At 74.8% G+C, this 14,881-nt stretch carries 12 protein-coding genes; 3 read left to right on the top strand and 9 right to left on the bottom strand.

What is annotated here, in order from left to right; all coding sequences use genetic code 11:
- Nucleotides 1–83: 83 nt before the first annotated feature.
- The 7 genes from der to xerD all read right to left on the bottom strand — a co-directional run bounded on the left by der (nucleotide 84) and on the right by xerD (nucleotide 8,281).
- Nucleotides 84–2,381 (bottom strand): bifunctional cytidylate kinase/GTPase Der, encoded by a 2,298-nt coding sequence (gene der / locus ICW24_RS07275; RefSeq protein ID WP_226345045.1) that lies wholly within the window; start codon nucleotides 2,379–2,381, stop codon nucleotides 84–86.
- A 68-nt stretch (nucleotides 2,382–2,449) separates the two neighbouring features.
- Nucleotides 2,450–3,580 (bottom strand): prephenate dehydrogenase, encoded by a 1,131-nt coding sequence (locus ICW24_RS07270; RefSeq protein ID WP_226345088.1) that lies wholly within the window; start codon nucleotides 3,578–3,580, stop codon nucleotides 2,450–2,452.
- Between the two features lie 20 nt (nucleotides 3,581–3,600).
- Nucleotides 3,601–4,596, bottom strand: coding sequence for a pseudouridine synthase (locus ICW24_RS07265; protein ID WP_226345044.1), 996 nt, complete (start codon nucleotides 4,594–4,596; stop codon nucleotides 3,601–3,603).
- Nucleotides 4,593–5,294 carry an SMC-Scp complex subunit ScpB gene (gene scpB, locus ICW24_RS07260; protein ID WP_372360555.1) on the bottom strand — a complete coding sequence of 234 codons (702 nt, stop codon included), beginning with the start codon at nucleotides 5,292–5,294 and terminating at the stop codon, nucleotides 4,593–4,595. Before scpB ends, ICW24_RS07265 begins: the two co-directional genes overlap by 4 nt.
- Nucleotides 5,291–6,328: a segregation and condensation protein A gene (locus tag ICW24_RS07255; protein WP_372360558.1), complete on the bottom strand. Its 1,038-nt coding sequence runs from the start codon at nucleotides 6,326–6,328 to the stop codon at nucleotides 5,291–5,293. The genes scpB and ICW24_RS07255 overlap by 4 nt, the downstream gene beginning before the upstream one ends.
- A complete protein-coding gene (locus ICW24_RS07250) occupies nucleotides 6,325–7,236 on the bottom strand; it encodes a ParA family protein (protein ID WP_226345042.1) in 912 nt (303 codons plus the stop codon). Before ICW24_RS07250 ends, ICW24_RS07255 begins: the two co-directional genes overlap by 4 nt.
- A gap of 100 nt (nucleotides 7,237–7,336) precedes the next feature.
- Nucleotides 7,337–8,281, bottom strand: a complete 945-nt coding sequence (gene xerD / locus ICW24_RS07245; RefSeq protein WP_226345041.1) for a site-specific tyrosine recombinase XerD — start codon at nucleotides 8,279–8,281, stop codon at nucleotides 7,337–7,339.
- Nucleotides 8,282–8,503: 222 nt separating this feature from the next.
- Here xerD and ICW24_RS07240 point away from each other — a divergent pair, with 222 nt between their 5' ends.
- Nucleotides 8,504–9,235, top strand: coding sequence for a hypothetical protein (locus ICW24_RS07240; RefSeq protein ID WP_226345040.1), 732 nt, complete (start codon nucleotides 8,504–8,506; stop codon nucleotides 9,233–9,235).
- Here ICW24_RS07240 and hisS read toward each other — a convergent pair.
- A complete protein-coding gene (gene hisS, locus ICW24_RS07235; protein ID WP_226345039.1) occupies nucleotides 9,219–10,565 on the bottom strand; it encodes a histidine--tRNA ligase in 1,347 nt (448 codons plus the stop codon). The two genes, ICW24_RS07240 and hisS, sit on opposite strands and share 17 nt — an antisense overlap.
- On the bottom strand, nucleotides 10,562–11,254 hold the full coding sequence (locus ICW24_RS07230; RefSeq protein WP_264176358.1) for an MBL fold metallo-hydrolase: 693 nt from the start codon (nucleotides 11,252–11,254) through the stop codon (nucleotides 10,562–10,564). The genes hisS and ICW24_RS07230 overlap by 4 nt, the downstream gene beginning before the upstream one ends.
- 196 nt (nucleotides 11,255–11,450) lie before the next feature.
- Between ICW24_RS07230 and ICW24_RS07225 the strand changes: the two genes are divergently transcribed.
- The gene (locus ICW24_RS07225; protein WP_226345037.1) at nucleotides 11,451–13,259 is read left to right on the top strand and encodes a DUF349 domain-containing protein; all 1,809 of its coding nucleotides are present in this window, start codon (nucleotides 11,451–11,453) and stop codon (nucleotides 13,257–13,259) included.
- A 159-nt stretch (nucleotides 13,260–13,418) separates the two neighbouring features.
- Nucleotides 13,419–14,846 (top strand): amino acid permease, encoded by a 1,428-nt coding sequence (locus tag ICW24_RS07220; protein WP_226345036.1) that lies wholly within the window; start codon nucleotides 13,419–13,421, stop codon nucleotides 14,844–14,846.
- Nucleotides 14,847–14,881 lie beyond the last annotated feature (35 nt).

Here is a 14,881-nt window from a genome sequence, read left to right as displayed (position 1 = left end):
CGCCGTCGGCTCGTCGTCGGGCCCGGACACACCCGCGCCGACCACGGTTCCCGGTGCGGTTTCCCGGCCCGATCCGGCGCCGATCACCGGGTCTTGCGTCGCTTCTCGCGGACGCGCACGGAGATCTCGATGGGCGAGCCCTCGAACCCGAACTCCTCGCGCAGCCGCCGCTCGACGAAGCGGCGGTAGCCGGCCTCGATGAAGCCGCTCGCGAAGAGCACGAACCGCGGGGGCCGGGTCGACGCCTGGGTCGCGAAGAGGATGCGGGGCTGCTTGCCGCCGCGCACCGGGTGGGGGTGGGCGGCGACGATCTCGCCGATGAACGCGTTGAGCCGGCCCGTGGGGACGCGCCGGTCCCACGAGTCGAGCGCGGTCGTCAGGGCCGGGACGAGCTTGTCCATGTGCCGGCCCGTGCGGGCCGAGACGTTGGCGCGCGGCGCCCAGTCGATCTGCACGAGCTCCCGCTCGATCTCCCGTTCGAGGAAGTGGCGGCGCTCCTCGTCGAGCAGGTCCCACTTGTTGTACGCGATGACGAGGGCGCGGCCGGCGTCGACGACCTGCTGCACGACCCGGATGTCCTGCTCGGTGAGCGAGGCGGAGGCGTCGATGAGGACGACGGCCACCTCGGCCTTCTCGAGCGCCGTCCGCGTCCGCAGCGAGGCGTAGAAGTCGGCGCCCCGGGTCTGGTGGACGCGGCGGCGGATGCCCGCGGTGTCGACGAACCGCCACGTCTCGCCGCCGAGCTCGACGAGTTCGTCGACGGGGTCACGCGTCGTGCCGGCGACCTCGTCGACGACGACCCGCTCCTCCCCTGCGAGCTTGTTGAGCAGGCTCGACTTGCCGACGTTCGGGCGCCCGAGGAGGGCCACCCGCCGCGGACCGCCCCGGCGGTAGGCCCCGAAGACCCCGGAGGTCGCCGGCATGACGGCGAGCAGTGCGTCGAGGACGTCGCCGCTGCCCCGGCCGTGCAGCGCGGACACGGGCCACGGCTGCCCGAGGCCGAGGGACCACAACATCGCGGCGTCGGCCTCGGCGCGCGCGTCGTCGACCTTGTTCGCGACGAGGACGACGGGCTTGCCCGAGCGGCGCAGCAGCCGCACGACGGCCTCGTCGGTGTCGGTGGCGCCGACCGTCGCGTCGACGACGAAGAGGACGACGTCGGCGAGCTCGACGGCAACCTCGGCCTGCTCGGCGACGCGTAGGTGGATGCCGCTCGCGTCGACGTCCCAGCCGCCCGTGTCGACGAGGGTGAACCGGCGGCCGGTCCACTCCGCGTCGTAGGCGACGCGGTCGCGGGTGACGCCCGGGACGTCCTCCACGACGGCCTCGCGGCGGCCGAGGATGCGGTTGACGAGCGTCGACTTGCCGACGTTCGGGCGCCCGACGACCGCGACGACGGGCCGGTCCGCGCCGTCGTCGTCCTCGTCGTCGAACCCGCGCTGGGCGGACAGCAGGGCCCGGTCGTCCTCGTCGAGCTCGAACTCCTCCAGGCCGGCCCGCAGGGCGACCTCGACCTCGGAGGCGTCGCCGTCGTCGGAGCCCGGTCCGAAGGCCCGATCGGCGTCCGCCGCGGCGCCGGGGGACGTCGGCGGCGCCTCACCCTGGATGTCGGCCTCCACCTCGGCCTCCGCCTCGGGCGCAGTGTCTGTGTCCACCTCGGCCGCGGTGTCCGCGTCGGCGGCGAAGTCGACCTCCGAGACGACGATCGCGAGGACGGCGCGGACCGACTCCTCGAAGTCGAGGTCGGAGGTGTCGAGAACGGTCACGCCGGGGGCGGGCTCGAAGAAGCTCGCGACGGTCGAGTCGTCGGCGTCGCGGCGCACGACCTCGTCGCGCACCGACTCCACCGCCGCCTCGCTGTCCGCGGGGCCGTGGAGCTGGGCCGCGCGGCGCCGCAGCCGGGCCTCCTCGCTCGCGACGAGCAGGATGCGGGCGTCGGCGTCGGGGGCGACGACGGTCGTCGTGTCGCGCCCCTCGGCGACGACGCCGCCGTCCTCGCGGCACGCCTCGATGACGCGGCGCTGGCGGTCGACGAGCTCGGTGCGCACGCCCGGGACGCGGGCGACGAGCGAGACGACGGTCGAGATCGACGACTCCCGGATGGCGGCGGTGATGTCGCGCCCGTCGACCCCGACGTAGGGCTCGAGCGGGTCGACCCCGATCTCGAGCGGCATGTCGACCGCGGCGGCGGTCACCGCCTCCGCGTCGTCGAGGGGGATGCCGTGCTCGAGGCACCACCAGGTGAGGGCCCGGTACATGGCGCCGGTGTCGAGGTAGGCGAGGTCGAGGCGGGCGGCGGCCTCGCGGGACACGCTCGACTTCCCCGAGCCGGAGGGCCCGTCGATGGCGACGACGAGGGCGGAGGAGGGCGGGAGAGTCACCGCCCTACCCTAACGTCCGCCCGGCACGCCCCCGGCGGAGCGGTCGCGAGGCGGCGACAGGCGACGGCTCAGTCCCGGACCGTCCAGCCCTGGGCGCGCAGGGCGGCCCGCAGCGGGTCCACGGCGGCCGGCAGCACGGCGATCTCGACGACGCCGACCGCGCGGCCGACCTCGTGCTCGATGCGCACGTCCTCGACGTTGACCCCGGCGGCGCCGACGTGGTCGAAGAGCAGCGCGAGGTGCCCGGGCCGGTCCGGCATGAGGACCGTCACCGTGCCGTACGTCGTGGGCCCGGCGCCGTGCTTGCCGGGGATGCGGGCGTGCCCGGCGTTGCCGTGGGCGATGGCCGAGGCGAGGACGCGGCGCGCGCCCGGCGCGGGGGCGTCGGGGTCGTCGCCGACGTCGGCCAGGGCCGCGACGACCTCGCCGAGGTCGGCCGCGAGGTCGGCGAGGACCGTGCGGACGGCGCTCGCGTTCCCGACGAGGATCTGGGTCCACAGCGCGGGGTCGCTCGCCGCGATCCGGGTCACGTCGCGCAGACCCTGCCCGGCGAGCGCCACCGAGTCGGCGGGCAGGTCGCGCAGGCGCGCGGCGACGAGGCTGGCCGCCACCTGCGGCACGTGCGAGACGGCGGCGACGGCGGCGTCGTGCTCCGCCGAGGCCATGCGGGCGACGGCGGCGCCGGTGAGCGCGGCGAGGCGTTCGACCTGGGCGACGCGCCCGGGATCCGACGCCTCGTGCGCGACGACGACCCACGGCCGACCCGCGAAGAGGTCGGACCGGGCCGCGATGGCGCCGCTACGCTCGCGGCCCGCCATGGGGTGCGAGCCGACGTACCGGGCGGGGTCGTCGGCCGCGGCGACGACCTCGGCCTCGACCGCGCGCTTGACGGAGGCGACGTCGGTGACGGTGGCCCCGGGGTGGCGGCGCAGGGCGTCGCCGACCACCCGGGCGGTCACGTCGGGCGGGGCGGCGACGACGACGACGTCGGGGCGGTCGTCGGGCCGGGCGAGGCGCCCGGCGCCGAGGTCGGCCGCGAGGGTCACGGCCGTCGGCGAGGGGTCCTCGAGGGCGACCGGCACGCCCGCGGCCCGCAGCGCGAGCCCGACGCTCGCCCCGATGAGGCCCGTGCCGACGACGGTGACGAGCCCGAACCCCGACTCCGCCCGACGGGAGGCGACGTCGGGGGCCTGCGGCACCTCCGGCGTCTCGGCCGGGCTCACAGACCCGCGGCCGAGTAGAGCTCGCCGATCTCCTTGCCGTTGAGCGGGCGGGTGCGCCCGGTCTTGAGGTCGGCGAGGCGGATCGGGCCGAGCTGGACCCGCGTCAGGGTCTCGACGGGGTGGCCGACGGCCTCGAGCATCCGCCGGACGACGTGCTTGCGGCCCTCGTGGAGGACGACCTCGACGATGGCCCGACCCGGGGCGGAGTCGACGAGCCGGAACGAGTCGGCCTTGACCGTGCCGTCCTCGAGGTCGACGCCGGCGCGCAGCGTGCGGCCGACGTCGCGGGCGACGGGGCCGGGCACGGTGGCGACGTACGTCTTGAGGACCCCGTAGGAGGGGTGCTGGAGTCGATGGGCCAGCTCCCCGTCGTTCGTCAGGAGCAGGAGACCGTCGGTGTCGACGTCGAGGCGCCCGACGTGGAAGAGGCGTTCGCTGCGGCGCGCGACGAAGTCGCCGACGCACGGCCGCCCGAGTTCGTCGTCCATCGTCGAGACGACGCCGAGGGGCTTGTTGAAGGCGAGGTAGACCCGGGAGGCGTCGAGCTGCACGCGGCTCCCGTCGACCCGCACGCTCTGGCCCACCGGGTCGATGCGCACGCCGAGCTCGGTGACGACCTGGCCGTCGACCTCGACCCGGCCCTGGGAGATGAGCTGCTCGCAGGCCCGCCGACTGCCGACGCCCGCGGCGGCGAGGAGTTTCTGCAGGCGCACGCCGTCGGGGTCGTGCACGTCGATCTCGGGCGCCGAGGGCGGCATCGGCGCCGACGCCCCCGCCCCGGACCGCCCCGCGCCGGGACGGCCGCCCCGGCCCCGCCCGCCGGCGGCACCGCCCTGACCGCCCTGCGAGGCGCGGCCCCGTCCACCCTGAGCGCGTTGCCCGCCTTGCCCGCCCTGACCACGAGGCGTCGAGGGCCGCCCGGACGGGGTGCGCCCGCCGCGGCCACCACGCCCCGCTGAGCCGGCCGAACCGCCGGTGGGTCGCGGGCTCACGAGGAGAGCCGATCGGTGGAGGCGTCGGTGAGGCTGTCGAGCATGTCGATCTCCGGCAGGTAGGGCGCGAGCGGCGGCAGGTCGTCGAGCGAACCCAGGCCGAGCCGCTGCAGGAAGTAGGGGGTGGTGCCGTACAGCACAGCTCCGTGCTCGTCGTCGACACCGACCTCGGTGATGAGGCCGCGCGTCAACAGGGTACGCACGACGCCGTCGACGTTCACGCCACGGACCGCGCTGACGCGGGCGCGGGACACCGGTTGACGGTAGGCGACGACCGCCAGCGTCTCGAGGGCCGCCTGCGTGAGCCGGGCGCGCTGCCCGTCGAGGAGGAACCGCTCGACGACGGGCGCGTACTCCGAGCGGGAGTACACGCGCCACCCGCCGGCGACCTCGAGCAGCGCGAACCCCCGCCGGTCGCGGGCGTACTCGTCGGCGAGCACCCGCAGGGTGTCCTCGACGTCGCGGGTGGGCCGGCGCAGGGCGCTCGCGAGCGTGGGCGCGTCGAGCGGCTCCTCGACGACCATGAGCACCGCCTCGAGCGCGCCGCGCAGGCCGGCCGGGAGGTCGTCGACGTCGAGCTCGGCCGGCGCGTCCGACGACGGCTCGGCGGTAGGACTCTCCAGCCCCGGGGCGGGATCGGGGTCGGGGACGGCGGACGACCCGAAGTCGGCCGGCGGGTCCGGCGGGAGGGCGGTCACGGGGTGTCCTGTTCGGTGGGGGTGGGGGTGTCGGTCCCGGTGGGCAGGGTCGGGTCCGCCGGCGGCGCGTCGTCCGTCGCGTCCGCGTCGTCCTCGGCGCGGCCGTCGCCGCTCTCGGGGCCGGCGTCGTCGTCGAACTCGTCGAACTCGTCGCCGACCTCGAGGCTCTCCGGGCCGGTCCACTCGACGACGAGGTCGCCGAGCGCCTCCGGCTGGTCGAAGGTGACGGCCGCCTCGCGGAACAGCTCGAGCAGGGCGAGGAAGCGGGCGACGATGACCAGCGTCGAGTCGGCGTCGGCGACGAGCTCCCGGAAGTTCGCCCGCCCGCTCGCCCGCAGCCGCTCGACGACGAGCGCGGCCTGCTCCCGCACGCTGACCTGGGGCGCGTGCAGGTGCTCGACGCCCACGGTCGGCGGCGGCCGCGGCACCATCGCGGCCGCGGCGATCTTCGCGAGCTGCTCGGGCGTGATCCCGAGGACGAGTTCGGGCAGCAACGCGGCGAAGCGCGGCTCGAGCCCCGCCTGGCGCGGGACGATGCGGCCGTGGCTCTCCATGCGGGCGGCGCACCAGGTCGCGACCTCCTTGAACGCGCGGTACTGCAGCAGCCGGGCGAAGAGCAGGTCGCGGGCCTCGATGAGCGCGAGGTCCTCCTCGCTCTCCTCGCCCGTCGCGGGCAGGAGCCGGGCGGCCTTGAGGTCGAGGAGCGTCGCCGCCACGAGGAGGAACTCCGAGGCCTGGGAGAGGTCCCAGTCGGTGTCCGCGGCCTGGTGGTGGCGGATGTGGGCCATGAACTCGTCGGTCACCTGCGCGAGCGCGATCTCGGTGATGTCGAGCTTGTGCTTGCTGATGAGACCGAGCAAGAGGTCGAACGGGCCCGAGTACACGTCGAGGTGGACCTCGAACGGGCTGACCGCGGCTCGGCGGGTGAGGACGCCGCCCGGCGCCCCACCGCCCGGCTCGGCGACGCCGGGCGCTCCCGCGGCCTCGCCGGGCGGGGCCTGCGCGGCGCGGGCCGGATCGGCGGTCACCGTCAGGGCGCGCCCCCGCGCGAGATGAGTTCGCGCGCGAGCTGACGGTAGGCCTCCGCGGCCCCGTGGGAGGGCGCGTACGTCGTGATCGGCTCCGCCGCGAGGGTCGCGTCGGGGAACTTCACGGTGCGCGTGATGACGGTGTGGAAGACGCGGTCCTGGAAGTGGTCGACGACGCTGCGCACGACCTCCCGGCTGTGCAGGGTCCGGCCGTCGTACATCGTCGCGAGGATGCCGTCGATCTGCAGGCGCGGGTTGAGCCGGTCGGTGACCTTGTCGATCGTCTCGACGAGCAGCGCCACCCCGCGCATGGCGAAGAACTCGCACTCGAGCGGGATGAGGACCCCGTGCGCGGCCGTCAGGGCGTTCACGGTGAGCAGGCCGAGCGAGGGCTGGCAGTCGATGAGGATGACGTCGTAGTCGTCGACGACCGGCCGCAGCACCCGGGCGAGCACCATCTCGCGGGCGACCTCGCCGACGAGCTGGACCTCGGCGGCCGAGAGGTCGATGTTCGCGGGCAGCAGGTCGAGATCGCGGGTCCGCGTGGTCTGGATGACGTCGCGGATGTCGTGGTCGCGCTCGACGAGCAGGTTGTACACCGTGAGATCGAGGTCGTTGGGCCGGATCCCGAGCCCGACGGACAGCGCGCCCTGCGGGTCGAAGTCGACGAGGAGCACCCGGCGACCGAGTTCGGCCAGCGCGGCCCCCAGGTTGATGGTCGTGGTCGTCTTGCCGACGCCGCCCTTCTGGTTGCACATCGCGATGACCCGCGCCGGGCCGTGCGAGCCGAGCAGCGGGGGTTCGCCGAACGACGGCATCGGCCGCCCGGTGGGTCCGATGGACCCGTCCCCGGCGGTCTCGGTGCCGGGGAGACGCTCGTGCGTGGCCCCGGGGGACGTCGTCTCGAAGCCCATCGATGTCCTTGCTCGTGTCGGCTGCTCGTGTCCGCTGCTCTGTCGGCTGCGCTGCCGGTCCGCCCCGCTCCGGCGGCAGGACCGAATGCCGCCGACCCTATCAGCGCGCCCGAGGATGGGTCCGCGCGTAGACCTCGCGCAGGCGCGTCGCCGTCACGTGCGTGTAGATCTGGGTGGTGGTCACCGAGGCGTGGCCGAGGAGTTCCTGCACCACGCGCACGTCGGCGCCTCCCTCGAGCAGGTGCGTGGCGAACGAGTGCCGCAGCGTGTGCGGGCCGACGCCCGCGGAGAGCTCGGCGCGCTCGGCGGCCTGGCGGATGATCGCCCAGGCGCTCTGCCGGGACAGCCGACCCCCACGCTGGTTGACGAAGACGGCCCGACCGGCCTGACCGGCGCCCGACTCGAGCAGCGCCGGGCGCGCGCGCACGAGATAGGCCTCCAGATGCGTGCGGGCGTGCCGGCCGAGGGGGACGATGCGTTCCTTGTCACCCTTGCCGAGCAGCCGGACCGAGCCGCCGTCGAGGTCGACGTCGTCGAGGTCGAGGCCCACGGCCTCGCTGATCCGGGCGCCGGTGCCGTAGAGCACCTCGACGAGGGCGCGGTCCCGCAGCGGGAGGGGGCCGTCGCCGAGGGCCAGACCCTCGAGGAGCCGCTCGACGGCGGCGACGGACAGGGCGGTGGGGAGGCGCTGCGCGGCCCGCGGGACGGGGACGTCCGCGGACGGGTCGTCGGCGGTGAGTCCCTCGAGGAGCAGGAAGCGGTGCAGGCCGCGGACGGCCACGAGCGTGCGGGCGACCGACGACACCGACAGGGGTCGATGACCGTCGCCGCCGTCCCGCAGCGCCGCCACGAAGCCGGCGACGTCGGACTGGTGGACCTCGGCGAGCGAGGTGATGCCGAGCCCGTCGAGGTGGGCCCGGTAGCGGTCGAGGTCGCGGGTGTAGCCGAGCAGCGTGTTGTGGGCCACCCCGCGCTCCACACGCAGGTGGTCCAGCCACAGGCGGACCCCGTCGGCGGGCGTGACGGTGCCAGGGCGCGCGGGCACCGCTGAGGCGCTCCCTGCCGTGTGCTCCACGTGATGTCCTTCGGCTCGCGTTCCGGACCGGGGTTACTGGTCGGTCGTCCTACTATGCCAACCGTCCGGCCTCGAGTCGTGTTCCCACCCCGACACAGCCGCCCGTCCCACCCCGACACAACCGCCCCCGGCGGTCCGCGTGTCGCCGGCCCCGGCCCGGCGAGGGGCGGTCCGCCCCGTCAGGATGGGAACATGTGGTACGCCCAGGAACCGCGACGCGCCGCGCGACAGGCGATCGGAGACGCACTGGTCGTCGGGTGGGTGCTCGCATGGGTGGCCGTCGGGATCCGCCTCGCCGAGCGCCTGCGCGGGCTCGCCGAGCAGGCGCGCGCGCTGGCCCGGTCGGGCGAGCAGGCGGAGTCGGCGCTGACCCAGGCGTCACGCGATGTCACCGAGCTCCCGTTCGTCGGCGAGCGGCTGGCGGGCGCGTTCGCCGCGCTGGCCGCCCCGGGGACGCAGGCCCGACAGGCGGGTCTGGACCTCGCCGCCGACGTCGAGCGGCTCGGCTCGATCGCCGGCGCGGCCACCGCGCTCGCCCCGGCGCTCGCGCTCGCCATCCCCTGGCTCGTGGCGCGGATCGCGTTCCACCGCCGCTCCGGCGCGGCGCGGCGGCTGCTCGCGACGGGGGCCGAACCGGACCTGTTCGCCCTGCGGGCCCTGGCCCGGGCCCCGCTGACCCGCCTGCGCGCCATCCACCCCGACCCGGCGGGCGCGTGGCGCCGGGGGGACCCGGACGTCGTGCGCGCGCTGGCCGATCTGGAGCTCGCGGCGATCGGCCTGCGCATCCCCGCCCGGGCCGCCGCGGCGACCCCCGCACCGGGCGCCACCGACGGGCACGCTGACCGGGGTCGCGAGGACGCCGGCGGCGCCGGGGGCCCACAGAGCGCCGGCCCCGCTGATCCCCCGGTCAGTCCGCGACGATGAGCGCGGGCCGCAGGTCGGTCTCCGGCGGCTCCCACGTGGCCGCGTCGGCCTCGACCTGCTCGCCGCTGCGGATGTCCTTGACCGAGTCCGGGGCCTCCTGCTCGCCGAGGAACCAGACGAACGGGATGGACCGTCGATCGGCGAAGCGGATCTGCTTGCCGAACTTGGCGGCCGAGGGGGCGACCTCGGTGGCGATCCCGCGGGCGCGCAGCCGGGCGGCGAGGCGCATCGCCCGCGGCCGATCGGTCTCGGCGGCGAGCGCGACGAGCACGCACGTCGGGGTGGGACGGGACGCCGTGAGGGAGCCCGAGGCCATGAGGCGGTGCAGGAGCCGCGAGACCCCGATCGAGATCCCCACCCCCGGGTAGGTCGTCCGCCCGTCGCTCGCGAGCGAGTCGTACCGGCCGCCGGAGCAGATCGACCCGTAGGCCTCCTGCCCCACGAGGCGCGTCTCGTAGACGGTGCCCGTGTAGTAGTCGAGACCCCGGGCCACGGACAGGTCGGCCACGACGACGCCGGGCGCGTGCTCCGAGGCGGCGGCCACCACGGCCGCCAGATCCGCGAGGCCCGTCTCCAGCGTGGGGTGCTCGACGCCGAGCCCGCGGACGGCGTCAACGAACGACAGGTCGTCGGAGCGGATCCGCGCGAGGTCGAGGCACGCCGCCGCCTGGGCGTCGGTCAGGCCCGCCTCGACGAGCGCGGCCGCCACCGCGTCGGCCCCGATCTTGTCGAGCTTGTCGACGATGCGCAGCACCGGTACGACGAGCTCGGGGGCGACGCCGAGGCCGAGGTAGAAGCCCTCCGGCACCTTCCGGTTGTTGACCTGGATGCGGTAGGGACCGATCGGCAGCTGCGCGAACGCGTCGACGATGACGAGCGGCATCTCGGCCTCGTAGTGGGCGGGCAGCACGCCGTCGCCGACGACGTCGATGTCGGCCTGGACGAACTCGCGGAAGCGCCCGTCCTGCGGGCGCTCCCCTCGCCACACCTTCTGGATCTGGTAGCGCCGGAACGGGAAGGTCAGGTGGCCCGCGTTCTCGAGGACGTACCGGGCGAACGGCACGGTGAGGTCGAAGTGCAGGCCCAGCTTCGCGCCGCCCGCCGCGTCGTCGTCCTCGCCGGCGAGGCGCGTGATCCCGAAGATCTCCTTGTCGGCGTCCCCGCCCTTGCCGACGAGTCGCTCCACCGGCTCGACCGCGCGCGTCTCGATGTTCGCGAAACCGTGCAGCTCGAACGTCGAGGCGATGACGTCGAGGAAGTGCGACTCGACGACCCGCTGGGCGGGCAGCCACTCGGGGAAGCCGCTGAGCGGCGCGATCTTCTGGCTCATCGGTGCAGTCCTTGCAGGTAGGGGTTCGTCGCGCGTTCGTTCGCGATCGTGCTGCCCGGTCCGTGGCCGGGCAGCACGAGGCTGTCGTCGGCCAGGCCGAGCACGACGTCGCGCAGGCTGGCGGTCATCGCGGCGTCGTCGCCGCCGGGCAGGTCGGTGCGGCCGATGCCCCCGGCGAAGAGGACGTCGCCGGTGAGGATGGTCCGGGCCAGGCCCGTCTGCGGGCCGAGCAGGTCCGGGGTGCCGTCGACGGAGAACAACACGGAGCCCTCCGTGTGGCCTGGGGCGTGGTCCACGCGGAACCCGAGCCCGGCCAGGGCGAGGTCCTCGCCGTCGTGGGCCTCCCGGATGTCGTCCGGCCGCGTCCACTCCACGCGCGAACCCAGCTGCTGCTCGAAGACGGCGACGAGCGGCCCGACGTCCGAGACGGGATCGTCGAGGCGGTACCGGTCATCGGGATGCACGTAGGTCGGGGCGTCGTAGCGGGACCCCACGAGCGCCGCGGAGTAGACGTGATCGAGGTGCCCGTGCGTGAGCAGGACCGCGACCGGCGTCCGCGAGTGCTCGGCCAGCAACCGGGTCAGCGGGTCGAGGACCCCGACGCCGGGATCGACGACAACGCACTCCTCGCTGTGCGAGGGGCCGACGACGTAGCAGTTGGTCGCGAGCGCGACCGCGGGGAAGCCCATGAGGAACACCCGCGCAGCCTATCGGCCACCTCCGACACCCCCGGCGACCCTCGCGTCCTCCCCCGCGCCGGGGCGCTTCCCGGGGCGCGCCGGGCGCCGCGTGGGGCGCCCGCCCCGTATCGTCGTGGGGAACGTCACTCATCGAACCGCTGCCGCGCCCTCGCGCAGCGGTGTCCACCACAGGAGGGCCCCCGCCGTGTCCGACCAGAGCCAGCCCACGCCCGACGCGCCCGCCGAGGTGACCGCCCCGCAGGTCGAGGCGACCGACGCCGTCGCGACCCCCGGCACGGCCCCCGCGCCGACGGACGAGGCGCGCGGCGCGGCTTCCGAGCCGGCCGACGAGACCGGGAGCACGACCCCCGAGCCGGCCGACGAGACCGCGAACGCGGCCCCCGCACCCGCCGACGAGACCGAGAACGCGGCCCCCGCACCCGCCGACGAGACCGAGAACGCGGCCCCCGCACCGGCCGACGAGACCCCGGCCCCCGCCGACGTCACCGAGCCGGACACCGCGGGAGCCACCGAGGGCGCCCCGGGCGGCGACGGCACCGACGGCGGGTCGTCCGAGGTTCCCTCGCCGGCCCCCGCGCCCCCCGCGCCCCCTGTCCCGTCACCCGCGCCCCGGCCCACGCCGCCGGCCTCCCGCCCCACGCCCGGGCCGCCGGCGCGACCGGGGCCGGCACGCCCGGCGCCGGGCGCGGATCGTCCCGCGCCGCCCGCGACGGCCCCGGTCTCCGGGGTGGCGATCGCGGACGCGGTCACCTTCGGCCGCGTCGCCGACGACGGCACGGTCTTCGTGCGCACCCCGGAGGGCGAGAGCGAGGTCGGGTCGTACCCGGGGGCGTCGCCCGACGAGGCGCTCGCCTACTTCGCCCGCAAGTACGTCGAGGTGGACGCGGCCGCCGACCTGCTGCTGCAGCGCGTGACGCAGACCGACCTGTCGGCCAAGGAGGCCGACGAGAGCCTCGCCGCCCTGCGCACGAGCGCCGGCGAGCTGCGGGCGGTCGGCGACCTCGTCGCCCTGGCCGCGAAGGTCGAGAACGTCGCGACCGCGGTACAGGCCCGCCGGGCCGTCGAGGCGGAGCAGCGGGCGCAGCAGCGCGCCGAGGCCGCCGCCGCCCGCGAGAAGATCGTCGTGGAGGCCGAGCGGATCGCCGGCCAGCCCGAGGAGAAGGTCCAGTGGAAGTCGAGCAGCGCCCGGATGCGCGCGCTCCTCGACGAGTGGAAGGCGGCCCAGCGGGGCGGTCCGCGCCTCGACCGCGAGACCGAGCAGGCCCTCTGGGCCCGGCTCTCCTCGTCGCGCAACTCCTTCGACAAGATGCGTCGTGTCCACTTCGCCCAGCTCGGCGCCACGCAGGGCGAGGCGAAGGCGGCCAAGGAGGCCCTCGTCGCCGAGGCCGAGGCCCTGCGCGACAGCACCGACTGGGGCGCCACCGCGGGGGCGTTCAAGCGGCTCATGGACCGCTGGCGTCAGGCCGGGCGGGCCGCGCGCGCCGACGACGACGCCCTGTGGAGCCGCTTCAAGGCGGCCCAGGACGCGTTCTTCGCGGCCAAGGACGAGATCGTCGCCGCCGAGAACGAGGAGTACCAGGGCAACCTCGTCGTCAAGGAGGAGCTCCTCGCCCAGGCCCAGGCCCTGCTGCCCGTCACGGATCTCGACCGCGCCAAGGCCGCGCTCCGGAGCATCCAGGACAAGTGGGACGCCGCCGGGAGGGTCCCCCGCTCCGACATGGACCGGGTCGAGAAGGCGATGCGGCGGGTCGAGCAGGCCGTGCGCGACGCCGAGGACCACAAGTGGAAGGCCACCAACCCCGAGGTCGCCGCGCGCGCCGCGAGCCTCGCCGCGCAGGCGGAGGCGGCCCTCGAGAAGTACCGCCGCGACCTCGAGAAGGCGGAGAAGAGCGGGGACGAGCGGCGGATCGCCAAGGCGCGGGAGGCGCTCGAGACGCGGCAGGCCTGGCTCGCCCAGGCGCAGGCCGGAATGGCCGAGTTCGGCGGCCGCTGAGACACGATCGCGACACGGCTCCGTAACACCACGGAGACGCGGAGGAGAGTAGCGTCCCGTCCCCGACGGGCGAGATCAGCCCCGTCGCCCCGTCGACCGCCCGGTCGACGGGGCGGACCGCGTCGACCTCGGTCGGCCACGCACCGCGAAGGGCCTGTCATGGCTGCTCCTCCCTCCACCGCCCCGGACCTGCACAAGGGGCTCAAGCAACGCCACCTCGCCATGATCGCCATCGGCGGGGTCATCGGCGCCGGCCTGTTCGTCGGGTCGGGCACCGTGCTCGGCAGCGCCGGGCCGGCCGCGTTCCTCACGTACGGCCTGTGCGGTCTGCTCATCATCTGCGTCATGCGCATGCTCGGCGAGATGGCGACCGCCCTGCCCGCCACCGGCTCGTTCTCCGACTATGCCCGACTGGCGCTCGGTGACTGGGCCGGCTTCTCCGTGGCCTGGTTGTACTGGTACTTCTGGGTCGTCGTCGTCGGTTTCGAGGCCGTCGCCGGCGCGAAGGTCATCCAGTACTGGATGCCGTCCGTCGACCTGTGGATCATCGGGCTCGTCCTCATGCTCTTCATGACGGCGACCAACATGTTCTCGGTGAAGTCCTACGGCGAGTTCGAGTACTGGTTCGCCGGGATCAAGGTCGCGGCCATCGCGCTGTTCCTCGTCGTGGGCACGCTCTACGTGCTCGGCGTCATCGGCGGCACCGGCATGCACTTCGAGAACCTCACCGCGCACGGGGGCCTCTTCCCGAACGGCGTGGCCGCAATCGTCGTCTCCGTCGTCACGGTGATCTTCTCGATGGTCGGCGCGGAGATCGCGACGATCGCCGCCGCGGAGTCCGACGACCCGGCCAAGGCCATCGTGCGCGCCACGAACTCCGTCATCTTCCGCGTGGCGACGTTCTTCATCGGCGCGACGTTCCTGCTCGCGTGCATCGTGCCGTGGAACGACAAGGCCGCCATGGTGTCGCCGTTCGTGTCGGCGTTCAAGGTCATGGGCATCCCCTACGCCGACCAGATCATGAACGCGGTCGTGCTCGTGGCCGTCCTGTCGTGCCTGAACTCCGGCCTGTACACGGCGAGCCGGATGCTGTTCGTGCTCGCCGCCCGGGGTGAGGCGCCCGTCTCGCTCACGCGGGTCAGCGCCAGCGGCGCGCCCCGCCGCGCGATCCTCTTCTCGACGATCGTCGGCTTCGCGTGCGTCATCGCCGCCCGCGTCTCCGAGGACGGGATCTTCGCGTTCCTGCTCAACTCCTCGGGCGCGATCATCATCTTCGTCTACATCCTCATCGCGGTCTCGCAGTTCGTCCTGCGCCGCCGGGCCGACGACGCCACGCTCGAGGTGAAGATGTGGGCCTTCCCCGTCCTGACGATCCTCTCCATCGTCGCGATGGTCGCGATCCTCGTGCAGATGTCGTTCAGTCCCGACACGGCCTCCCAGCTGTGGCTGAGCCTGGGCGCCTGGGCCGTGTTCCTCGTCGCGTTCGTCATCATGCGCCGGTCGCGCGGCCTGCCCCTGACGGGCCGCACCGACGCCGGGACCGGGCCCGTGGAGGAGCCCATGTCCACCGGCCCGTCGGGTCACTGACGTCACGTCCGCGCCGCCCCCGGGCCTACGGGTCC

The organism is Agilicoccus flavus (assembly GCF_014857905.1).
In the GTDB taxonomy this organism is placed as follows: domain Bacteria; phylum Actinomycetota; class Actinomycetes; order Actinomycetales; family Dermatophilaceae; genus Agilicoccus; species Agilicoccus flavus.
This window is presented reverse-complemented; position numbering and strand designations above follow the sequence as displayed.